Consider the following 21,216-nt stretch of genomic DNA (forward strand, 5'->3'; position numbering starts at 1 on the left):
AGGTTCCATGAAAAAGAAGCTGCTGATGCTGTTTTTCGTTGTGACATTTTTCGCCTTTGGCGCGGTTTCCGCGTCCGCTGTGTCGGATGATACTGTCGTCGTAGGTCTGCGGTACGGCTCTACCGCCATGTTTTCCGCGAATTTGGAAAACGCTCTGGGCCGGGGATTCGAGTTTGGATATTTCGATGACGGCCTCTGCTTTGAATCATTAGGCTGGACGGACGAGACCGCTATCTCCATGACCGCCGCCGGTGATATTTATATGAGCGGCAGCGGTACATATTCGTCTGACGGCGGCGGGGAATATCTGGGCCCCTGGCATGTTCAGATCGACGGCTTCGGGGACTACGAGGACGCGCTGGATGCCGCTGAGGAATACGGCGGATATCCCGCCTGGGTGAATTGGGAATACGTGGTTCGTGTAGGCTGTTATGGCTCCCGGGCCGAGGCGGAAGAAGCCGCCTATCAGCTGGGCGAGGGCTATGCGGAATGCTCTTCCTCCACCGGCGTGATGGTGACGGTGACCCGCACCGCCCATGTGCTGTTCGAGTTCGACTGCGGCGGCATTTTGGATCTGGCGGTGCAGCCGGAGGGGAAGAAGGAGGAGACCTCCACCTGGTTCAAGGGCTATAAGTACAGCGGCGCGTTTGAGTATCCACGGATCACCGGCGGCAATTTGCATGTGTATAACGTGCTGGACCTGGAATCCTATGTAAAGGGTGTCATCCCCTACGAGATGAACGGGAACTGGCCCATGGAGGCGCTGAAGGCCCAGGCGGTCTGCGCCCGAACCTATGCCTGCCGGACCAGCAAGCACCAGGCGGCCTATGGCTTTGATGTGTGCAATACCACCGACTGTCAGGTCTATTACGGCCAGGGCAGCGGCGCGGTCTATGCGACGGAGCGAAGTGACGCGGCGGTGGAGGAGACCGAGGGCGAGCGGCTGTATTATTACGGCGACCTGGTGCAGGACGCTGTGTATCATTCCTCCGACGGCGGGGCAACCGAGGACGCGGCCAATGTCTGGGGCACGGACAAGGGCTATCTGAAAGGGAAGGAAGACCCCTTCGAGAGTCAGATCAGCATTCCCAATTACAGCTATACCGTGACGTACACGGCTTCGGAGCTGACCTGGATCCTGGAGCAGAAGGGCTATACCATCGGCACGGTGAAGAACGTGTATGTCTCCGAGTACACCCCCATGGGCAACGTGAAGAAATTGACCTTTGAGGGGAGCCGGAATACTGTGACGGTCAGCGGCGATACCTGCCGCACCATTTTTTACAGCAGTACCTACCAAAAGTCGGTGAACAGCATGCGTTTTTCCATCAACGGCGGCGGACCGTCCGGCGCCTCCGGCAGTGTGGTGGTCAACGGAAGCACGACGCTTGACGGGCTGGACGGCATTTCCGTCATTTCCGGCAGCGGAAAGGTCTCCAAGCTGGATGGCGGGAGCGCCAGCGTGATCACGTCCTCCGGTGTTTCGGAAGTAACAACATCGGGCGGCGGAAACGTCAAACCCACCTCCTCCAACAACGGTACCTTTACCATTACCGGCACCGGAAACGGACACAATGTGGGCATGAGCCAGTACGGAGCCAAGGCTATGGCGGAGGCCGGTTATGACTACGAGGAGATCCTCGAATTCTATTATACGGACATCACCATTGGGTGAGAACAAGGAGTACCATGAAAACCAGTGATTTTTACTATGACCTTCCCCAGGAGCTGATCGCCCAGACGCCCCTGGACAAGCGGGATTCCTCCCGCCTGATGACGCTGGACCGGATGACGGGGGAAACGGCGCATCATCACTTCTATGAGCTGCCGGAGTTCCTGAATCCCGGCGACTGCCTGATTTTGAACGACTCCCGGGTGCTGCCCGCCCGTCTGCTGGGCCAGCGGCTGCCGGGCGGCGGCGCCTGCGAGGTGCTGCTGCTCATCGACCGGGGGGAGAAGACCTGGGAGTGCCTGGTGCGGCCCGGCCGGAAAATGCGCACCGGGGCGAAGCTGAGCTTCGGCAACGGCGAGCTGACGGCCGAGGTCGTGGGCGAGGTGGAGGGCGGCAACCGCCTGGTCCGCTTCGACTACGAGGGCATCTTCCTGGAGGTGCTGGAGCACCTGGGAAAAATGCCTCTGCCGCCCTATATCAAGGAGGAGCTGCAGGATCAGGAGCGGTATCAGACGGTCTACTCAAAGGTCCTGGGCAGCGCGGCGGCTCCTACGGCGGGTCTGCACTTTACGCCGGAGCTGCTGGAGAAGATCGCGGCAAAAGGCGTCGGCATCGGCTATGTGACCCTCCATGTGGGCCTGGGTACCTTCCGGCCCGTGAAGGAGGAGGAGATCACCGACCACGAGATGCACAGCGAATACTGCGTGATCTCACAGGAGACGGCGGACCTTATTAACCGTACCAAGGCGAACGGCGGGCGGTGCATTTGCGTGGGGACCACTTCCTGCCGGACGCTGGAATCCTGGGCGGCGGAGGACGGCCATATGGAACCGAAGGCCGGATGGACGAATATCTATATCTATCCCGGCTACAAGTTCAAGGTCATGGATGGTTTGGTGACCAACTTCCACCTGCCGGAGAGCACGCTGATCATGCTGGTGTCCGCCTTCGCGGGCCGGGAGCACGTTCTGGCGGCCTACCGGAAGGCGGTGGAGGAGAAATACCGGTTCTTCTCCTTCGGCGACGCGATGTTCATTTCATAAAAAGGTTCCGAACGCCCTGGACCTGACGGCCTGGGGCGTTTGTTTATAAAAAATTTCAGAGTTAGGTAAAACAAACGTTTGCGAAACAACTTGACAGGCCTATTTGCATATGCTAAGGTATGGATAACCCTCTTTGCACTGCATCACGCTTTTTCTGAAAAAGCGCCGGACAACAGTACAAACTGAGCAGACGGCGGGCCGGGAGCCCGTGCGTCGGGCCGTCTATGACGGCAGCGGATGAATGAAACACATCTGCGGGACAGTGCGACCTGTGCCGCGGGTGTGTTTTTTTGCTATGTATAGCGAAAAATGATGATGAGCCATTTCCTCGCCCCTTGCGGGGCAACCGGAAATGACGCACAAAATCTTCATGCACAACAGGGCTTTCCACTGTTGATCGGTATACCTTTCTATGCATGAAGTTTTGCACCTTTTTTGCGGGACAGGATGTCACCGATGAAGTGCCATAGAGCTATCTGCCAACAAGATTTCGGGAGGTAACTTATGGATCCAAAACAGCATGAAAAGGTAGCAGTCAGCGTTTCCACAATCACCATCGTCATCAACCTGGCCCTGGCGGGCTTCAAATTCCTGGCGGGTTTTCTGGCCCGTTCCGGCGCCATGATCTCCGATGCCGTCCACTCGGCGTCGGATGTACTGGCGACCCTCATCGTCATACTGGGCGTGAAGCTGGCGGGCCGGGACGCCGACCGGAACCATCCCTACGGCCATGAGCGGTTAGAGTGCGTGGCGGCCCTGATCCTGGCCATTATCCTGGGCGCTACGGGCCTTGGCATCGGCTGGAGCGGCATCCGGAAGATCACCGGTGGCGAGGCTTTGGTGGTACCGGGCACATTGGCTCTGATCGCCGCAGTGGTCTCCATCGTGGTGAAGGAGGCCATGTTTTGGTACACCTGGCTGGCGGCGAAAAAAATCAACTCCAGCGCGCTGAAGGCGGAGGCGTGGCACCACCGCTCCGACGCCCTATCCTCCGTGGGAAGCTTCGCGGGCATCCTGGGCGCCCGGTTGGGATTTCCCGCCCTGGACCCTGTTGCCAGCGTGGTCATCTGCCTTTTTATCCTGAAAGCCGCTTGGGACATTCTGTCCGACGCACTCGGCAAAATGACCGACCGCGCCTGCCCGCCTGCCTTGGAAAAGGAGATGGCGGACGCTATTCTGGCCCAGCCCGGCGTATTGGGCCTGGATACCCTGAATACCCGGCTGTTCGGCGACCGGGTGTATGTGGATGTGGAGATCCAGGCCGACGGCGACCTGCCGCTGAAAGTGACCCACGCTACCGCCCAGGCGGTCCACGACGCCTTGGAATGCCAGTTCCCGCAGGTGAAGCACTGCATGGTACATGTGAATCCGGCGGAAACCACCGCCTGATGAAAGGCCGCCGCTTTAACGCGGCGGCCTTTTTTCGTCTTGCGCCGGTGGAGAGGGTGTACTATAATGAAAAACAGCAGAAAATCGGAGGTGCGGCATGGAACTGACAGAGCTTCCCAATATCGGCCCTGTTTTAGCGGACAATCTGCGCCGGATAGGTATCACCACAGCGGAGGAACTGCGCTCTGCGGGCGCCTGCGAAGCCTGGCTCCGCATCCGTACCCAGGTGGACCGCGGCGCCTGCTTCCACCAGCTTACCGCCCTGGCGGGCGCGGAGGCGGGAATCCCGAAGAAGGAGCTGCCCCCGGAGCGGAGAGCCGAACTGAAAGCCTTTTTTGACCAACATACCAAATCCAAAAGAAACGAGAAAAACGATGTTTAAAGTTTTAAAGACCGACGGCCGCGCTCGGCGCGGTGAATTTTCCTGCGCCCACGGCGGCACCGTTCAGACCCCTGTCTTTATGAACGTGGGCACCCAGGCCGCCATCAAGGGCGGCGTCTCCGCCCATGACCTGAAAGAGGTGGGGTGCCAGATCGAGCTCAGCAACACCTACCACCTGCACCTGCGCCCCGGCGATAAGATCGTGCGGCAGATGGGGGGCCTCCACAAGTTTATGGACTGGGACGGCCCCATTCTGACGGACTCCGGCGGATTTCAGGTGTTCTCCCTGGCCTCCCTGCGGAAGATCAAGGAGGAGGGGGTCTATTTCTCCTCCCATATCGACGGCCATAAAATTTTCATGGGCCCGGAGGAGTCCATGCAGATCCAGTCCAACCTTGGCAGCGACATCGCCATGGCCTTTGACGAGTGCGTGGAGAACCCCGCGCGGTATGAGTACGCCAAAGCCAGCTGTGAGCGGACCCTGCGCTGGCTGGAGCGGTGCAAGGCGGAGCATGACCGGCTGAACAGTCTGCCGGATACCGTGAACCCGAAGCAGATGCTGTTCGGCATCAACCAGGGCGCCACGTTTGCGGACCTGCGGGCCTGGCATATGCAGCAGATCGCCGGGATCGACTGCGACGGCTTCGCCATCGGCGGCCTGGCTGTGGGCGAACCCGCCGAGGTCATGTATGAGATGATTGACGTGGTAGAGCCCTATATGCCCCAGGACAAGCCCCGGTATCTCATGGGCGTTGGCACCCCCAGCAACATCATCGAGGCCGTCAGCCGGGGCGTGGACTTTTTTGACTGCGTGATGCCCTCCCGCAACGGACGCCATGGCAAGCTCTTCACCTGGGAAGGGACGGTCAACATCATGAATGAGAAGTACCAGACTGATGACCGGCCCATCAGCGAAAGCTGCGGGTGTCCGGTGTGCCGGAGCTTCTCACGGGCTTATCTGCGCCACCTCTTCAAGGCGGACGAGGTGCTGGCCCTGCGGCTGGCGGTGCTCCACAACCTGTATTTTTACAACGATTTGATGGCGCATATTCGTCAGGCCATCGATGAGGGTACTTTCCGGCAGTTCCGGGAACGGTACAGCGGACGGCTGGAGGAGCGGGTATAAAAGAAAGGACTTGCAAAACCGCTGAACTCTGCTATAATGTTGTCGTTGTATATTTATAAATTCGCGAAGAAGAATCACGAAGGAAAAGGAGTTTTTGGACATGAATGAAAGTACCTCTATGATTGTTATGATCGTGCTGATGTTCGCGATCATGTACTTCCTGATGATCCGCCCCGAAAACAAGCGCAAGAAGAAGGCACAGGAGATGCGCGACAGCCTGAAGAAGGGCGACGTCATCACCAGCATTGGCGGCATCGTGGGCAAGATCGTCCAGGTGAACAAGGATACCATTATTATTGAGACCAGCGAAGACCGGGTCCGCATGGAGCTGACCAAGTGGGCTGTGTCCTCCGTGGGCGTCCAGACCGGCGAGCAGCCCGACCAGCCCAAGAAGAGTGAGAAGAAGGAAGAAGAGGCCCCCACCGAGGAGCCCGCTGAAATCGCCGAGACCGCTGAGACTGCTGAGGCGTCTGAGGCGGAAGAAAAGTAAGACTGACAGTCATAAATAAGACCTCCCTTGGAATATGCTCAAGTAACGAGCAGTGCAAGGGAGGTCTTTTTATGGCAAAAGGAGGGAAGGCGGCGTCGGGCATCCTGCGGGGCGTTTCGGCTGCGCTGGTGTTGTACTTGGGCGGGACGGCTCTGCTGGCTCTGCTGGTCGTTCGGGACACTATCCCCGAGGGCACCGCGTTCCCGGTGCTGGCGGTATTGTGCGTGTTGTCAGCCCTGTGCGGAGGGCTTTTGGTGGGTCTGGCCATGCCGCCAATGCCCGGAGCACTGGCTGCGGCAGCCTGCTTTTCCGGTGTGCTTCTGGCGGTGGGCGCCACCTGCTGGCAGGGCATTGCCTGGATGGGACACGGAGGGATCCTGCTGGCTTGCGCCCTGGCCGGAGGCGTGCTGGCGGGGCTTCTGTCCGGCAGCAGACGGGGCCGCCGGCGGAAGGGGAGGCGGAAATGATAAAAAAGCCAGCCTTGTGAAATTATACAAATTTTGAAAAGACCGCCGTTTTTGCGGCGGTTTTTCCTGTGTGCTGGTCATTTGACGGCGATGGGGAAGCAGACGGCAGATATAGATTGCCTGGCTTCCGCTTTCCCCCAAATGTGGACTTTGCGGAAGGAGGACCGGCCCCTTGCTCACCCCGGTTTATAAGGTTAACATAATAATGTTTACATAACATTTTGTGATAAATCACGAAAAACTTCTTTTTCAGGTAAATTCCTTGATAAATATGGAAAATTGAACTATATTTAATAAGTACTAGGTTTACGTTAACCTGCGGTCATAAACCGCTGTTTCGCCTCATAGGATGCACTGAGGTGAGGCGGTTTGAAGTGGAAAAGGCAGAATCAAGGCGTAGGACAGCCCTCCTTCCTGCCGCGCCTGTTGTTCCTGGCGGCCTTCTTTTTCGGCGGCGTCTGTCTGGGACAGGTTTTGGCGGGGCGGGTGCCGGATGCGACCGGTCAGGAGCTGCGCCGGTATTTGGAGGGTTATCTGGCGCTTGAGAACGGAGGGCTCACCTCCGGCGACCTGTGGGCAGCGCTGGTGCTGTATGCGCGTTATCCGCTGCTGGCCTTTCTGCTGGGCTTCGCGTCGGTCGGCGTGGTGCTGCTTCCGCTTACCTCGACGGCCTTTGGCTTTTTCCTGTCCTTTTCCGTCAGCTGCTTTACGGCGACCTTTGGATCGGACGGCGTGCTGCTGGCTCTGGCGGTGTTCGGATTGCGGTGCGCGGTGACGCTGCCGTGCTACTTTCTTCTGGCTGTCCCTGCTCTGGGGACTTCCGGCGCGCTGGCCAGCCTGTCCTTTGGGAGGGGACGGCGGGCCGCGGCTGTGACCTACGGCCGTGAGCATTGGCGCCGGCTGGCGGTCTGCGCGGGGATATTGGCAATTGGACTGTGTGTGGATCTGCTCTGGGGACAGCGGCTCTTGCGGCTGCTGTTGGAGCGGTTGTTTCTTTAAATGTTTTGTGGAGGGAGGGGTATCCTCTGGAAAAAGACGATATTGAGCGCTACGGTGCGTATCTGAAGGAGGAAAAGCACGCCTCCCAGAACACCATCAGCTCCTATCTGCGGGATGTGAGCCAGTTCGCCGAGTATCTTCGGAATTACGAGGATGCTTCTCTGCGGGAAGCGACCAGTGAAATGGTGCAGGGCTATATGAACTGGATGATGGGACGGGGGAAGTCCGCCGCCTCTGTGACGCGGTTCCTGGCCTCCATCAAATCCTTTTATCAGTTCCTGCTGTCACAGGGGGATATAGCCGCCAATCCCGCCAAGGGCATTGCCGCCGCCAAGGTGGAGCGGAAATACCCGGAGATTTTGACCAGCAAGGAAGTGGAGCAGTTTCTGGAACAGCCCCAGTGCGTGGATGCCAAGGGCTTCCGGGACCATGCCATGCTGGAGCTGCTGTATGCCACGGGTATCCGTGTCAGCGAGCTGATCTCCCTGGATCTGGAGGATCTGAACCTGGCCGCCGGCTTCATCCGCTGTTCCAGCCGGGGCAAGGAGCGTATCATCCCGCTGTACCAGACCGCTATCAAGGCTTTGAACGATTATGTGCGCAATGTGCGCCCGCAGCTGATCGCCGATAGTGACGAGACAGCGCTTTTTGTCAACATGAACGGTGAGCGCATGAGCCGTCAGGGCTTCTGGAAGATCATCAAGCACTATCAGGAGAAGGCGGGCATCGAAAAAGACATTACGCCCCATACCCTTCGCCATTCCTTCGCGGTCCACCTGCTGGAAAACGGCGCGGATCTGCGCTCCATTCAGGAGATGTTGGGCCATGCGGATATTTCGTCCACCCAGATCTATACCCACGTGGTGAAGCGGCAGCTGAAAGATGTGTATCAAAAAGCCCATCCCAGAGCCTAAATTCCAAGGGGGACAAGCGTCCCCCTTAGACGCTTCGGCGGGCAGAGCCCGCCTCCGCTGAACCCCCTCGCCTTTGCACGGCAAAGGCGGTCCTGGCCACAGTTGGCCAGGGGCAGTGGTGTCCCGTCCAGGTACACGCCCTGGCCGGGACTTTTTTTGCGCCGTGCTGATTTTTTGCAGAAATTTTCTTCTCCCGAAAACAAAAACCGCCGCCCGGGACTCTAATAGGCAGGAAGGAGGGGGCAGCCATGGACAAAACGGAATTTGCAGCCCGGGTGGAAAGCGTCCGGCAGCGGCTGTACCGCACCGCGTACCTGTACCTGGGCAGCGAGGCCGATGCCCTGGAGACGGTGGATGAAGCGGTGTACCGGGCCTTGCGGGCGCTGAAAAAACTGCGGGAGCCGGAGTATTTCGAGACATGGCTCACCCGCATCCTCATCAACGAGTGCCATAAAGAGCTGCGCCGCCGGAAGCGGTTTGGAGGGGACGCCCCGCTGCCTGACTCCGCTGGACCGGATGCTTATGACGCTCTTCCGCTGAAAGAGGCGATTTGCTGTCTGCCGGAGGAGCTGAGAGCCGTGATCATTCTGCGCTTTTTCGCCGGATACACCCAGACGGAGACCGCCGCCGCGCTGGACATCCCGCAGGGCACTGTTGCGACCCGGCAGCGCCGGGCGCTGGAACTGCTGCGGCTGGAGCTGGGAGAGGAGGAGAGACCATGAACCGCAACGAGGAATACGCGGCGCTGCTGGCGGAGTTGGAACAGACCCCGGAAGAGCTGGAAACCACTGTGGGAAAAGCACTGAAAAGGAGAAATACTTTTCAGAAAAAACGCCGGGCCTTCGGCATATCCTGCAGCAGCCTCGCCGCCTGTTTTGTATGCTTTGTACTGCTGGTGAACTTGTCCGTGCCCTTTGCCCGGGCATGCGGGAACATCCCGGTGCTGCGGGAGCTGGCAAAAGTGGTCTCCTGGTCGCCGTCCCTCTCTGCCGCCGTGGAAAATGAGTATGTCCAGCCTATCGGACAGAGCCAGACAAAGGACGGTATCACGGTGTCGGTGGAATATCTCATCGTAGACCGGAAGCAGCTGAACATCTTCTATACGCTGGAGTCCAAAGAATACGGGCAGCTGGAGGCTGATAGCCGGTTCACCCTGCCGGGTGATGACCGGGGCGGCTGTTCGTGGGGCAGCGGCTCCTACGGCACCCCCAACGGGGAGCTCCGGGCCATCCGGGCGGACTTTATCGACCGGGATGTGCCGGACACGCTGGACCTGACCCTGTCCGTCCGGGCAAACGAACCGGAGCGGGAAGAACCGTTGGAGAGCGATGCGGATACGGATTTCGACACGTCGGACCGGACTCCGAACTATCTGGCGGAGTTCACGTTCACCCTGACCTTTGACCCCTATTACACGGCACAGGGGGAGGTCATCCCTGTGAATACCACGTTCACCCTAGATGGCCAGACCATGACGCTGGCGGAGGTGGAACTGTATCCCACCCACCTGCGGGTAAAGCTGGAGGATGACCCCGCCAACACCGCCTGGCTGAAGGGCCTGGAGCTGTACCTGGAAAACGAGCACGGGGAGCGGTTTTACGCCAGCACCAACGGCATCTCCGCGACGGGAGACCCGGACGGAGAGGGCACAGGCACCTTCTGGCTGGACAGCCCGTTTTTCAGTCAGGGGGAGTATCTGACCCTTTGCATCACCCGGGCCAAATGGCGGGAAAAATCGGCGCCTATGACACGGCTGGACCTGCGGAAGGGGACCGCCGAAAACCTGCCGGAGGGCATCCGTTTCCTTGGCGCGGAGGAGCGCTCCGGCGGCTGGCTGGTGTCCTTTGCGGCGCCTGTCGAGGCGGAGCACCGCATGTACAGCCTTTTTGAAAGCAGTTTTTACCTAGATGAAGCGGGAGAAGCCCACGACATTATGCAGTTTGGCAGCACCTATGGTATTAAGGACCCTGTCACGGGAGAGTGGACAGAACATGACGTTTTCTTTACAGAGAGCTTTCCGCTCAAGGATTATCACGGGGATACCGTGTATCTGGAGCCGCTGTTTGACAAACTGACCGAATTTGACATGCCCGTCTCCATCCCCATTCAATGATATGGAAAGCGCCCGCTGGGAACGGCGGGCGCTTTTTTCGTACATTCGTTCTTTTTTCGCTGTTGCACTCCGGCCCCGGATTTGCTATAATACGTTTACATGTGTGAGAAGGGGGCGCCTATGCGCATTTTAGGCATCGACCCTGGCTTTGCCACCATTGGCTTCGGCCTAGTGGAGGCGGACCGGGGACAAGTCCATATGGTGACCTACGGGGCCATCACGACTCCGGCGGGCCTGCCCCTCAGTAAGCGCTTGTATCAGATCGGCACCGACATGGAGGATCTGATCGGTCAGCTTAAGCCTGATGTGATCTCCATTGAGGAGCTGTTTTTCAACACCAACATCACCACCGGCATCGCGGTAGCCCACGGCCGGGGCGTGATCCTGTATGCCGCCGAGAAATGCGGCATCCCGCTGTACGAGTACACGCCGTCTCAGGTGAAGCTGGCGGTGACGGGCTACGGGAAGGCGGAAAAGCGCCAGGTGATGGATATGACAAAGCGGCTTTTGAAGCTGAAATCTGTGCCTCGGCCCGACGATGCGGCGGACGCACTGGCTCTGGCCCTGTGCCACGCAAGGAGTTTTACTTCACGGATCCCGCAAGCCGGAAATGTGAAAGAAACCGTTTGAGGAGAGCGTTATGTTTTATTATCTGGATGGCACGGTCACTGAAATTCTTCCTAATCTGGCGGTCATCGACTGCGGCGGGGTGGGGTATGCCTGCAAGACCACTAACAATACCCTGGCGGCGCTGAAAAAAGGGCAGCGGGGAAAGCTGTATACCTACCTGAATGTGGGGGAGGGCATCTTTGAGCTGTACGGCTTTGCCGCGCAGAACGAGCTGAACAGCTTCAAACTGCTCCTTGGTGTTTCCGGCGTGGGGCCCAAGGCGGCGCTGGCCATCTTGTCCGCCGCCACACCGGAGTCTCTGGCCATGGCCATTGTGACGGAGGACGCCAAGACCCTGACGGCGGCGCCGGGCATCGGCAAGAAGATCGCCCAGCGCATTATTCTGGAATTGAAGGATAAGATGGCGCGGGAAACGGCCGGAGGGCTGGATTTTTCCGGCGGAAAGGGCGCGCCCGCCCCGGCGCTGTTCACCAACAAGGCCACGGAGGCCGCCCAGGCCCTGGCGGTGCTGGGCTATTCCAGCCAGGAGGTGTCCATGGCCCTCAAGGGCGTGGATGTGGAAAATCTGCCTCTGGAGGATATCATCCGCCAGAGCCTGAAGAAGATGGTGAAATAAGCGTGATCGGATTCTCCATTCTCGGATTCATCCTCATATTTGCGTCCGCCTTTTTCTTTATGGGCAAGCAGAACGCAGAAGGACTGCAATGGATGTTTGGGCTTCTGTCTGTCGGAGCTGTTCTGATGGTATTTCCAATGGTGAGTCTTACGGGTGACGTACAGGAGATCATTGGGGTTTTATTATTCCCGTTGAGCTATCTGTTTTTGATCCCGGCGATCAGCGCTTATAAAGCGTACAAAAGCTTCGGAAATGATGCCTTTCTGTCACAGGAAGAAAAGAAGCAAAAGGAACACGCGTGGAACCGCATCTGTATGTTTACCGGCTTTTTTATTCTTGGGGTGCTGGCCGGAATTCTGATATTTGCGTCAGCACTGGCGGTGTGAAGGCTGCCGCGTATTGATGAAAAGAAATTCCCTGAAAGGGAAGTGATATTTTGAGCATTGACTTTGGAAATGACATTTATGAGGAGCCCATCGTGGCCAAGACCTTCCTCCAGGAGGACGCCCAGGAGGGGTCTCTGCGCCCGAAGACCTTAAAGGAGTATATCGGCCAGGAGAAGGCCAAGGAGAACCTTGCGATCTTCATCGAGGCCGCCCGCAAGCGGGAGGAGGCTCTGGACCATGTGCTGCTCCACGGGCCTCCGGGCCTGGGCAAGACCACTCTGGCGGGTATCATCGCCCAGGAGATGGGAGCGGGCATCCGCATTACCTCCGGCCCCGCCATCGAAAAGCCCGGCGACCTGGCGGCGCTGCTGACCAACCTCAACGAGGGCGACATCCTGTTTGTGGATGAGATCCACCGGCTGAACCGCTCCGTGGAGGAGATCCTCTATCCCGCCATGGAGGACTACGCCCTGGACATCATCGTGGGCAAGGGCCCCAGCGCCAACTCCATCCGCCTTGACCTGCCCAAGTTCACCCTCATCGGCGCTACCACCCGGGCGGGCCAGCTCTCCGCGCCCCTGCGGGACCGCTTCGGCGTGACGCTGCGGCTGGAGCTGTACACCCCGGAGGAGCTGGCGAAGATCGTCACCCGAAGCGCCGGCATCCTGAACGTGGACATCGTCCCAGAGGGCGCCTACGAGATCGCCCGCCGGAGCCGGGGCACGCCCCGCATCGCCAACCGGATGCTCCGCCGTGTCCGGGATTTCGCCCAGGTAAAGGCCGACGGCGTTATCCGCAAGGATGTGGCGGACGAGGCCCTGTGCGCCCTGGAGATCGACTATCTGGGCCTGGACCCGGTGGACCGCCGGATGCTGGGGGCCATCATCGACAACTACAACGGCGGCCCCGTGGGCCTGGAGACGCTGGCGGCCACCATTGGCGAGGAGTCCGTCACCCTGGAGGACGTCTACGAGCCGTACCTCATGCAGCTGGGCTTCCTGACCCGGACGCCCCGGGGCCGGTGCGTCACCCAGAAGGCTTACCAGCACCTCCACAGAAGTATCCCCGGTGGTGCTGCAGCGGAGAACGTGATGGATCAGCTCACGCTTTGATTTCCAATTACAAGGCCGGGGATTTCCTGTGGAAATCGGAGGCGGATGCTTCTCTTTTGGTGAGGATAGCATAAAAAACCCCGATTTTTCCGAAAAATTCCGGGCAGATTTGATAATTTGCTTGACATTTCATCTGGTAGACAGGTATAATACGATATGTACAATTTGGATGAGAACTTATCACCGACCTTGGCGGAGTTGCCGGACGAGACACTGTGCTCCATGGCCGCTGCCGGAGACCGTGTGGCGGAGGAAACTCTGGTCACCCGGTATACCCGTTTGGTCCGCACTTGCGCCCGCCCGTTTTTTCTGGCGGGAGGAGACAGCGAGGACCTGATCCAGGAGGGCATGGTGGCACTCATCAAGGCGGTTCGGGAATTTTCCCCCGACAAGGCGGCGACCTTCCGGACCTTTGCCGAAATTTGTATCCGCAATCGGCTGTACTCCGTCCTCCGTGCCTCGGCGCGGGATAAGCACAGGGCTTTGAACCAGTCGATTTCTCTCGATACTCCTGACTTTGACAGCAATTCCTACACCTCTGGTACCAGTAGCTTGGCGCAGCGCGATCCCGAAGATTTCCTGATCGACAGGGAGCACACAGCAGCCCTCTTAGCCGCTGTCCGGAAACAGTTGTCCGAATTTGAAGCGAAGATTTTGGGGTACTATTTAGACGGCCTTTCCTGCAGGGAGATCGCCGACACTGTCGGCAAGCCCCCAAAGTCCGTGGACAACGCTGTGCAGCGCATCCGGCGCAAGGTGGCACAGCACCTACTTTCCGGCGATCTCAGCGACAGCTGAACGCAATATATTTTTCTTTTCAAAGAGAGGGTAAAATCATGTACGAAGACAAGACTTTAGTGTGCAAAGAGTGCGGCAAGGAGTTCGTGTTCACCGCTGGTGAGCAGGAGTTCTATGCTGAGCGCGGCTTCCAGAACGAGCCCCAGCGCTGCAAGGCCTGCCGTGACGCCCGCAAGAACGCTGCCCGCGGTCCCCGCGAGTACTTCACCGCTGTCTGCGCTGCCTGCGGCGGCGAGGCCAGAGTTCCCTTTGAGCCTAAGTCTGACCGTCCTGTTTACTGCAGCGAGTGCTTCGCCAAGATGCGCGAGCAGCAGAGATAACAAAACGATTCAGCTTTTGTCTCTTGCACAGGAAGCGGCGTCCGACCGGGCGCCGCTTTTTCTATGCCATTCCCACGGTATTTTCTTGGATTCTCTATTGAATTTGTCCGCGGGATAGCGTATAATACCACCGTGAATTTTTGATTGGAGGAACAGACCCTATGATCAACATTACGAAAGACACCATCATCGGTGACATTCTGGACATCGCTCCCCAGACCGCTCCCATCTTCCTGTCCATCGGCATGCACTGCCTGGGCTGCCCCTCTTCCCGCGGCGAGACCGTGGAGGAGGCCTGCATGGTCCACGGCGTGGACGTGGAGAAGCTGCTGGCTCTGGTGAACGAAGAGGCTAACAAAGCTCAGTAAACCAAGAGGACGCATACGGGAAAGCCCGTATGCGTCCTTACACCGCCTGCGGGAGGAGGGGAGCATACTTGCCGAAACAACTGGAACTGTCTCCCCGCCTTGCGCTGCTGGCTGGCTGGGTGCCTGACGGCACATCTCTGGCCGATGTGGGCACCGACCACGGTTACCTGCCGGTGTGGCTGCGTCTCCACGGGCGGGTGCGCTCCGCCATTGCCAGCGACCTGCGGAAGGGCCCTCTGGCGCGGGCGAAGGAGACCGGCCGGACCTGGGGAGCCGACGGTATCGACTACCGTCTCGGCAACGGACTGGCAGACATCCGGCCAGAGGAGGCAGAGACCATCGTCATCGCGGGCATGGGAGGCGAGAACATCGCCTCCATCCTGGCGGCGGCCCCCTGGACGGCGGACGGGAAGCACACCCTGCTGCTCCAGCCCCAGACCCACGCCGAGGACCTGCGCCTGTTTCTGATGGATCACGGCTACGCTATCCGCCGGGAGGCGCTGGTGTATGACCGAGGCACCATTTATCCTTGTTTGGAGGCGGCAGGGGGGGAGATGACCCTCTCTCTGGGCCAGCTCTGGGGCGGCGCAAAGCTGCTCTATGACCCGCTGGGCGACCGCTATCTGATTGAAAAGATCATCCGTCTCCAGGGCGCTGTGGCGGGCCTGAACCGCTCTGCCCGCCCGGAGGACAGCAAAAAAGCCGACAGTCTGCGGGACATCCTCACCGCGCTGCTGGCGATGCGAGAGGAGTGGCGTCATGCCAACTGTCCGTGAGATCGAACAGGCGCTGTTTGACCTGGCGCCAAAAGACGGTGCCATGGACTGGGATAACGTGGGTCAGCTCCTGGGCGATCCGGAGCAGGCCGTGGAAAAAGTCCTGGTTGCACTGGACATTACAGAGAGGGTGGCCGACGAGGCCATCGAGACCGGTTGCCAGCTCATTGTGGCCCATCACCCGGTGATGAACTGCAAGTGGCTGCCGGTGCAGACGGTCCGCAGCGACACGCCCCAGGGACACCTGCTGTTGAAGCTGCTGCGTCACGGTGTCAGCGCCGTTTGTATGCATACGAATCTCGATATTGCGGAGGGAGGGGTCAACGACTGCCTGGCGGAGACGCTGAAGCTGGTCGACCCTGGGCCTCTGGGCGACGGGGACGGGCTGTGCCGCATGGGTACGCTGCCCGCTCCCATGCCTCTGGCGGAGTTTGCCGCATTTGTCTGCAAGGCGCTGGGCGCCAACGGTGTTCGCTATGCGGACGCGGGAAAGCCGGTCTGCCGCGTGGCGGTGGGCGGCGGCGCCTGCGGCGATTACGAGGACGCGGCCATTCAAGCCGGGTGTGACACCTTCGTCACCGCCGACCTCAGCTACCACACCTTCCTGGATGCTGAGGGCAAGGGCATCAACCTCATCGACGCCGGACACTTCCCCACGGAGGACCCGGTGTGCGGAAGGCTCATCACGTATTTAACGGCCCGGTTCCCGGAACTGGTCGTTTCCAAGGCTTCTTCCCACAGGGAAGTCATCCAATACATTGTAAAAGATTGATTTGAAGGAGAAAAATAGCTATGTCCGGACATTCTAAGTGGCATAATATCCAGAAGACCAAGGGCGCACAGGACGCCAAGCGCTCCGCCGCGTTCACCAAGATCGCCAAGGAGATCATCGTGGCCGTCAAAGAGGGCGGCGGCTCCGGCGACCCCGCCAACAACTCCCGTCTGGCCACTGTTATTGCCAAGGCCAAGGCGGTCAACATGCCCAATGAGAACATCAAGCGCACCATCGACAAGGCGCTGGGCGCCGGCAGCACCGAGAACTTCGAGGCTGTTACCTACGAGGGCTACGGCCCCGGCGGCGTGGCCGTCATCGTGGAGGCCCTGACGGACAACCGCCAGCGCACCGCTCCCGAAGTGCGCCATGCGTTCGACAAATGCAACGGCAATCTGGGCGCCCAGGGCTGCGTCAGCTGGTCCTTCGACAAGAAGGGCGTCATTGTCATCGACAACGAGGAGGGCGAGCTGGACGAGGACACCGTGATGATGGACGCTCTGGAGGCCGGCGCCGAGGATTTCGAGGCCGACGGCCCCGCTCTGGAGATCACCTGTGACCCCGATGCCTTCAACGACGTGGTGAAGGCTCTGGAGGAGAAGGGGTACAGCTTCGTCAACGCCGACATCGAGATGGTTCCCCAGAACTACATCACCCTGTCCACCGAGGGCGATGTGAAGAACATGGAGAAGCTCATCGACATGCTGGAGGATTCTGACGATGTGCAGAACGTTTGGCATAACTGGGATAACGACTGATTATTGCAAATTTCATCTAATTTCATATAATTAGAAGAGTTATTTGCGAAAATAGTTCTATTTTTCGTGATGCCTTTTTGCAAGCTGTGACATACATGATACCCTTTGTTGCGACATACGAAAGGGGTATTAGTATGAAGTTGGAGCTGGCTTATCAGGAATTTTTGAAAGAGATTGAGGTTCGGAAGTATACGCCTAAGACGATTAGGAGTTACCGAAATAACCTCAGTCTCTTTCTGCGTTATTGTGCGGATAGCGGAGTGAAAGATACTGAGGATATCGTCTTGGGAACTGTCAAGGGTTTCAGCCTGTTCATGAGTGAGCGGGGAAGAAAGGGGACATACGTCAATTCGCTGCTGAAAACGGTCAAATCTTTCCTTCAATACTGTTATGAGGAAGAATATGGCTGCTTTAATACAAGGGGTAAATTTACATGGTGCAAGGAGGAAAAGCCAATCATTAGGGCGTTCCAGGCCAAAGACGTGAAAAGGATGCTTGCAGACTGTGGGGGCCGGGATTTCCTGTCTCTTCGTGACAGAGCCATACTGACCTTGCTATTTGAGACTGGAATCCGGTGCTGGGAACTGTGTTGCATCCAGAAAAGTGATGTTTATGAGGATTTTATCATTATCAACGGCAAGAACCACAAGCAGCGTGTTGTTCCGATCACAGCAGTGCTGAGGAAAGCCCTTATCAAATATGAGATTTCAAGAAATAACCAATTTCCATATGCCAAGAATGATTTCTACTTTGTTTCATTTCACGGAAACCAGCTCACAAATTCAGCAGTTGAGCATATTTTGAAACGGCATGGAGAGGGAATAGAGGACATCCGGGTTAGTCCGCACACCTGCCGTCACTTCTTCGCCCAGCAACAGGTCAAAATGGGGACAGACCTCTACACCATCAGCCGTCTTTTGGGGCATGAGAACATCGGCATCACACAAACCTATTTGAATAGCTTGCGAGATGAAGAAGTGATTCAAATCGCCAAACAGAGGAGCGTCCTGCAAAACTTGTAAAGACATTCAAAAAATCCCAGCAGGCCCATTAAACGTGGATCTGCTGGGAAATTTTCTTATATGTTTTCAGTCAGTTCCAAAGTGTAATACCTTATGGGGATAAAAATAGAAAGTCCTTTATCTATCAGTTTTTGTACCCCCGCTAGTCGTTTCTTCTCTGACATACTCCATGAGATCACCAGGCTGGCAATTGAGAACTTCACAAAGGCGTGCAATCGTCTTTGCATCAAGACCACCTGTACCATTTTTTATAGCGGTCAACGTTCCTTGCCCAATCAACTTCTCTTTCCTGATCTTATATGTTGTATATCCGTTGGCTTTTAAGACATCGAACAGTTTTCTGTAGACAATGGGCATGTGAAATCCCTCCCTTTCTTTTGATCGGATGATACCACACAATATACACAAATAAAAGTGTATAGATCGCCCAAAATAATTCACTCAACTTTGTGTATATTGTCAATTGAATATGCACTTAATGGTGTGTATGATCCCGATCAAGCAAGGGGGTCAGACGGTGCGACGGACGGGCCGAGGACGAATCGGATATTCCCTCTACATCCGTCGATTTCCTAATAAAAATAAAGGAGAAGATACCATGAGCAGAAATGAATTGATTGCCAAAATTGAAGCCCTGCACGAATGGGAGGCTGTGATTGAGGAGGCCAAAGCAGAAGCAGAATCTATCCGGGACAGCATTAAGCAAGAAATGCTGGAACAGGATACCGAAGAACTGACCGCCGGACAGTACATCGTGCGGTATACCAATGTTATCAGCAACCGCTTCGATACTGCGTCTTTTAAGAAAACCTATGGCGACCTCTACAAAGCGTTTACCAAGCCCAGCACCAGCCGCCGCTTCACCATCAGCGCATGAGAAAAGCCCCTTGTCCGACACGCCGACCAAAGCAGACGGACAAAGAGCTTCACACCCCAACCAACACAGGAGGGGGCAAGTTCATTATAGCTTGCCCTCTCCCTAAAATCAAGAACAGGAGAGAAAAGTACATGAAGGAACTTACTAGTTACAACCGGGTAGCCGGGTATCTGAACAAGGTCTTTGACTTGCTGAATGCTGAATTCTTTGAAAATGCACTTTCAAGACCGACTATCACCATACAGTCTACGCCGAGGGCATACGGGCATTTTTCGCTGAGAGAAGATACCTGGATTTCCAAATTGGGCGCTTCCCATGAGATCAACATTGGCGCCGGGACATTAGCTCGCCCCATTGAAGAAGTTGCCGCTACACTGCTTCATGAGATGGTCCACTATTTCAACTATGAAAACGGTGTGCAGGATTGCAGCCGGGGCAACACCTACCATAACAGGAAATTCAAAGAAGCAGCAGAAGCCCATGGACTGGTTGTTTCCCATAGTGACAAATACGGATGGGCACATACCGCTCCCGGGGAAGCCCTCTTGGATTTTATCCTTGAAAATGGACTGACTGATATTTTGATAAACCGCAACGAGTTCACCGGATTTCAAATCGCAGGAACAGGGACGCACAACGGTACAGGCATCATAATTCCTCCACGCACATCCAGTACCCGGAAATATATCTGCCCTTGCTGCGGCAATTCTGTCCGGGCCACAAAAACAGTCCATATCGCCTGTTTGGATTGTGCTGAGCAAATGGTCCTTGCTGGGTAACAACGGGGCGGGGAGCAATCCTCGCCCTATCCTCTAAAGTTCCGAAAATTCTAAAAATACGAACACTGAAATCAAGTAATTACAACGTTTTTCCTGATTTCGTAAAAGAATACGAACTTTTACGTTATAAAATACGTACTTTTGTTGACGGAGGACATTCCATGAACAAAAAAACAAAGGCTCTTACCACAGAGCAATACAAAGAGATTATCCAGACCATGAAGGAGGGTTTTTGTGGTTGCCGCCCTAATGAACGAATTGCCACCGCTCTTGTTTTAGAGGGAAACTTGGGCTTGCGGATCAGTGACATATTGAAATTACGTCCCTGTGATATTGTGCGGGATGGGGAGAGATATCGTTTGGAGGTCACAGAGCAAAAGACAGGCAAGCGCCGTGTATTCACCGTTCCGTTGGTCATACAGCAGTACATTGAAAACTATTGCCTGCGAAACAGCATTTGTCGTGATGAGCTAATTTTTCCTATTACAGAGCGGGCCATACAGAAGCAACTGCATATCGTCTGTGATTATCTGGGATATGAGGGAATCAGCACGCACAGCTTCCGCAAGTGGTACGCTACCGAGATATACAAGTCAAGCGGCTATGATATTGCGCTTGTCCAGCGCCTTTTGCAACACAGCTCCACCGCTGTCACCCAGCGTTATATCGGAATTGAACCGCAAAGAATTGAAGCAGCCATTCAGGGACACGCACAGCTCTTGTGATAACAAAATCCCAGCAGGCCCATGAACTGGACACCGCTGGGAAAGTTTAATATCCAAATTATTCCTGCTCTTTCTGGGACATATGTTCCATAGCAAAGCGTACGCACTGAACAATAAACTCGCTTCGGCTCAAACTATATTCAGAAGCCAGTCTATCTACATCCGCTAGCATTTCTTGCTCCATACGAATTGTAAATTGCTCTTTTCGGTACTGTTTCGGAATAAAGTCTGCCATATCATCACCTCTTGACGATAGGCTATCCCAAATGCTATATTAAATATAGGATTGAATTTCAATCCGTCCTCAGCAAGTATTACCATCTGGAGGTAAGATTATGAAAAAAGCACTGTTGCAAATATTTCTCCCTATGCTTTTACTTCTTACTGTTGGGTGTACAAGCGAAAAAGCATCCACAGAAAATGCACCACCTGATACATCATCGGAACCCACCTCCGAAGAAATACAGTCTATTGATGAGCAGTTTCTAGATGCTCTCGCATCCGGTTTAACCGCTCGGTGGGAGGCAGATAGGTCACAGACTTTTGACAGTAACACCACCGGCGTCGAGGAAATAGCTAACCGGAAAAACTGCATTGAAACTGAATGAATATTCCAGCCCGAGGGAACCGGGAATCCGGTGAAATGGAAACCACGATTCCGGTAGAACGGGAACCGCTGTTC

General features: G+C 56.4%; 28 protein-coding genes and 1 riboswitch. Of the genes, 26 read left to right on the forward strand and 2 right to left on the reverse strand.

Annotated features, from left to right (window positions below; all coding sequences use genetic code 11):
* Positions 1-7: 7 nt before the first annotated feature.
* From JQM68_RS10495 to JQM68_RS10600, 22 genes are all read left to right on the forward strand, one after another.
* Entirely contained in the window at positions 8-1,675 is a 1,668-nt protein-coding gene (locus JQM68_RS10495; RefSeq protein WP_235222957.1) for a SpoIID/LytB domain-containing protein, read from the forward strand.
* Between the two features lie 14 nt (positions 1,676-1,689).
* Complete coding sequence (gene queA / locus JQM68_RS10500; protein WP_235222958.1) at positions 1,690-2,715, forward strand: tRNA preQ1(34) S-adenosylmethionine ribosyltransferase-isomerase QueA; 1,026 nt, start codon at positions 1,690-1,692, stop codon at positions 2,713-2,715.
* 172 nt (positions 2,716-2,887) lie between these two features.
* A riboswitch (NiCo riboswitch) is annotated at positions 2,888-2,980 on the forward strand.
* 239 nt (positions 2,981-3,219) lie between these two features.
* On the forward strand, positions 3,220-4,104 hold the full coding sequence (locus JQM68_RS10505) for a cation diffusion facilitator family transporter (protein ID WP_235222959.1): 885 nt from the start codon (positions 3,220-3,222) through the stop codon (positions 4,102-4,104).
* Positions 4,105-4,201: 97 nt separating this feature from the next.
* On the forward strand, positions 4,202-4,486 hold the full coding sequence (locus tag JQM68_RS10510; protein ID WP_235222960.1) for a TfoX/Sxy family protein: 285 nt from the start codon (positions 4,202-4,204) through the stop codon (positions 4,484-4,486).
* Positions 4,479-5,612, forward strand: coding sequence for a tRNA guanosine(34) transglycosylase Tgt (gene tgt / locus JQM68_RS10515; RefSeq protein ID WP_235222961.1), 1,134 nt, complete (start codon positions 4,479-4,481; stop codon positions 5,610-5,612). The genes JQM68_RS10510 and tgt overlap by 8 nt, the downstream gene beginning before the upstream one ends.
* A 100-nt stretch (positions 5,613-5,712) precedes the next feature.
* Positions 5,713-6,102 carry a preprotein translocase subunit YajC gene (yajC, locus tag JQM68_RS10520; protein WP_235222962.1) on the forward strand — a complete coding sequence of 130 codons (390 nt, stop codon included), beginning with the start codon at positions 5,713-5,715 and terminating at the stop codon, positions 6,100-6,102.
* Positions 6,103-6,173: 71 nt separating this feature from the next.
* Positions 6,174-6,569, forward strand: a complete 396-nt coding sequence (locus JQM68_RS10525; protein WP_235222963.1) for a hypothetical protein — start codon at positions 6,174-6,176, stop codon at positions 6,567-6,569.
* Positions 6,570-6,938: 369 nt separating this feature from the next.
* A complete protein-coding gene (locus JQM68_RS10530) occupies positions 6,939-7,568 on the forward strand; it encodes a hypothetical protein (RefSeq protein WP_235222964.1) in 630 nt (209 codons plus the stop codon).
* Positions 7,569-7,573: 5 nt separating this feature from the next.
* The gene (gene xerD / locus JQM68_RS10535) at positions 7,574-8,482 is read left to right on the forward strand and encodes a site-specific tyrosine recombinase XerD (RefSeq protein ID WP_235222965.1); all 909 of its coding nucleotides are present in this window, start codon (positions 7,574-7,576) and stop codon (positions 8,480-8,482) included.
* A gap of 248 nt (positions 8,483-8,730) precedes the next feature.
* Positions 8,731-9,204: a sigma-70 family RNA polymerase sigma factor gene (locus JQM68_RS10540; RefSeq protein WP_235222966.1), complete on the forward strand. Its 474-nt coding sequence runs from the start codon at positions 8,731-8,733 to the stop codon at positions 9,202-9,204.
* On the forward strand, positions 9,201-10,595 hold the full coding sequence (locus JQM68_RS10545; RefSeq protein WP_235222967.1) for a DUF4179 domain-containing protein: 1,395 nt from the start codon (positions 9,201-9,203) through the stop codon (positions 10,593-10,595). Before JQM68_RS10540 ends, JQM68_RS10545 begins: the two co-directional genes overlap by 4 nt.
* Positions 10,596-10,715: 120 nt before the next feature.
* Complete coding sequence (gene ruvC / locus JQM68_RS10550; protein ID WP_235222968.1) at positions 10,716-11,225, forward strand: crossover junction endodeoxyribonuclease RuvC; 510 nt, start codon at positions 10,716-10,718, stop codon at positions 11,223-11,225.
* Between the two features lie 10 nt (positions 11,226-11,235).
* Positions 11,236-11,841: a Holliday junction branch migration protein RuvA gene (gene ruvA / locus JQM68_RS10555; protein WP_235222969.1), complete on the forward strand. Its 606-nt coding sequence runs from the start codon at positions 11,236-11,238 to the stop codon at positions 11,839-11,841.
* A gap of 2 nt (positions 11,842-11,843) precedes the next feature.
* Positions 11,844-12,227, forward strand: coding sequence for a hypothetical protein (locus JQM68_RS10560; RefSeq protein ID WP_235222970.1), 384 nt, complete (start codon positions 11,844-11,846; stop codon positions 12,225-12,227).
* 50 nt (positions 12,228-12,277) lie between these two features.
* Positions 12,278-13,339 (forward strand): Holliday junction branch migration DNA helicase RuvB, encoded by a 1,062-nt coding sequence (gene ruvB, locus JQM68_RS10565; RefSeq protein ID WP_235222971.1) that lies wholly within the window; start codon positions 12,278-12,280, stop codon positions 13,337-13,339.
* A gap of 156 nt (positions 13,340-13,495) precedes the next feature.
* Positions 13,496-14,137, forward strand: a complete 642-nt coding sequence (locus JQM68_RS10570; RefSeq protein ID WP_235222972.1) for a sigma-70 family RNA polymerase sigma factor — start codon at positions 13,496-13,498, stop codon at positions 14,135-14,137.
* Positions 14,138-14,175: 38 nt separating this feature from the next.
* Positions 14,176-14,457 carry a zinc-ribbon domain containing protein gene (locus JQM68_RS10575; protein ID WP_204803277.1) on the forward strand — a complete coding sequence of 94 codons (282 nt, stop codon included), beginning with the start codon at positions 14,176-14,178 and terminating at the stop codon, positions 14,455-14,457.
* Positions 14,458-14,618: 161 nt separating this feature from the next.
* Positions 14,619-14,825, forward strand: a complete 207-nt coding sequence (locus JQM68_RS10580; protein WP_235222973.1) for a DUF1858 domain-containing protein — start codon at positions 14,619-14,621, stop codon at positions 14,823-14,825.
* Between the two features lie 68 nt (positions 14,826-14,893).
* On the forward strand, positions 14,894-15,601 hold the full coding sequence (locus JQM68_RS10585) for a tRNA (adenine(22)-N(1))-methyltransferase (RefSeq protein ID WP_235222974.1): 708 nt from the start codon (positions 14,894-14,896) through the stop codon (positions 15,599-15,601).
* On the forward strand, positions 15,585-16,373 hold the full coding sequence (locus tag JQM68_RS10590) for a Nif3-like dinuclear metal center hexameric protein (RefSeq protein ID WP_235222975.1): 789 nt from the start codon (positions 15,585-15,587) through the stop codon (positions 16,371-16,373). The genes JQM68_RS10585 and JQM68_RS10590 overlap by 17 nt, the downstream gene beginning before the upstream one ends.
* A gap of 20 nt (positions 16,374-16,393) precedes the next feature.
* The gene (locus JQM68_RS10595) at positions 16,394-17,131 is read left to right on the forward strand and encodes a YebC/PmpR family DNA-binding transcriptional regulator (RefSeq protein WP_235222976.1); all 738 of its coding nucleotides are present in this window, start codon (positions 16,394-16,396) and stop codon (positions 17,129-17,131) included.
* A 134-nt stretch (positions 17,132-17,265) separates the two neighbouring features.
* Positions 17,266-18,153 (forward strand): tyrosine-type recombinase/integrase, encoded by an 888-nt coding sequence (locus JQM68_RS10600; protein ID WP_235222977.1) that lies wholly within the window; start codon positions 17,266-17,268, stop codon positions 18,151-18,153.
* Between the two features lie 117 nt (positions 18,154-18,270).
* Here JQM68_RS10600 and JQM68_RS10605 read toward each other — a convergent pair whose 3' ends face one another.
* Entirely contained in the window at positions 18,271-18,510 is a 240-nt protein-coding gene (locus JQM68_RS10605; protein ID WP_235222978.1) for a helix-turn-helix domain-containing protein, read from the reverse strand.
* A gap of 241 nt (positions 18,511-18,751) precedes the next feature.
* Here JQM68_RS10605 and JQM68_RS10610 point away from each other — a divergent pair, with 241 nt between their 5' ends.
* The 3 genes from JQM68_RS10610 (at position 18,752) to JQM68_RS10620 (ending at position 20,534) form a co-directional block, all read left to right on the forward strand.
* Positions 18,752-19,030: a hypothetical protein gene (locus JQM68_RS10610; RefSeq protein ID WP_235222979.1), complete on the forward strand. Its 279-nt coding sequence runs from the start codon at positions 18,752-18,754 to the stop codon at positions 19,028-19,030.
* A 131-nt stretch (positions 19,031-19,161) separates the two neighbouring features.
* Positions 19,162-19,809, forward strand: coding sequence for a SprT-like domain-containing protein (locus JQM68_RS10615; protein WP_235222980.1), 648 nt, complete (start codon positions 19,162-19,164; stop codon positions 19,807-19,809).
* A gap of 161 nt (positions 19,810-19,970) precedes the next feature.
* Complete coding sequence (locus JQM68_RS10620) at positions 19,971-20,534, forward strand: tyrosine-type recombinase/integrase (RefSeq protein ID WP_235222981.1); 564 nt, start codon at positions 19,971-19,973, stop codon at positions 20,532-20,534.
* Between the two features lie 58 nt (positions 20,535-20,592).
* Here the strand turns inward: JQM68_RS10620 and JQM68_RS10625 are convergent, their stop codons facing one another.
* Positions 20,593-20,769, reverse strand: coding sequence for a ribbon-helix-helix domain-containing protein (locus JQM68_RS10625; protein ID WP_235222982.1), 177 nt, complete (start codon positions 20,767-20,769; stop codon positions 20,593-20,595).
* Between the two features lie 100 nt (positions 20,770-20,869).
* Between JQM68_RS10625 and JQM68_RS10630 the strand changes: the two genes are divergently transcribed.
* Positions 20,870-21,142 carry a hypothetical protein gene (locus tag JQM68_RS10630; RefSeq protein ID WP_235222983.1) on the forward strand — a complete coding sequence of 91 codons (273 nt, stop codon included), beginning with the start codon at positions 20,870-20,872 and terminating at the stop codon, positions 21,140-21,142.
* The last annotated feature ends 74 nt before the right edge of the window (positions 21,143-21,216 follow it).

This window comes from Oscillibacter valericigenes (genome assembly GCF_021531435.1).
GTDB lineage: Bacteria > Bacillota > Clostridia > Oscillospirales > Oscillospiraceae > Oscillibacter > Oscillibacter valericigenes_B.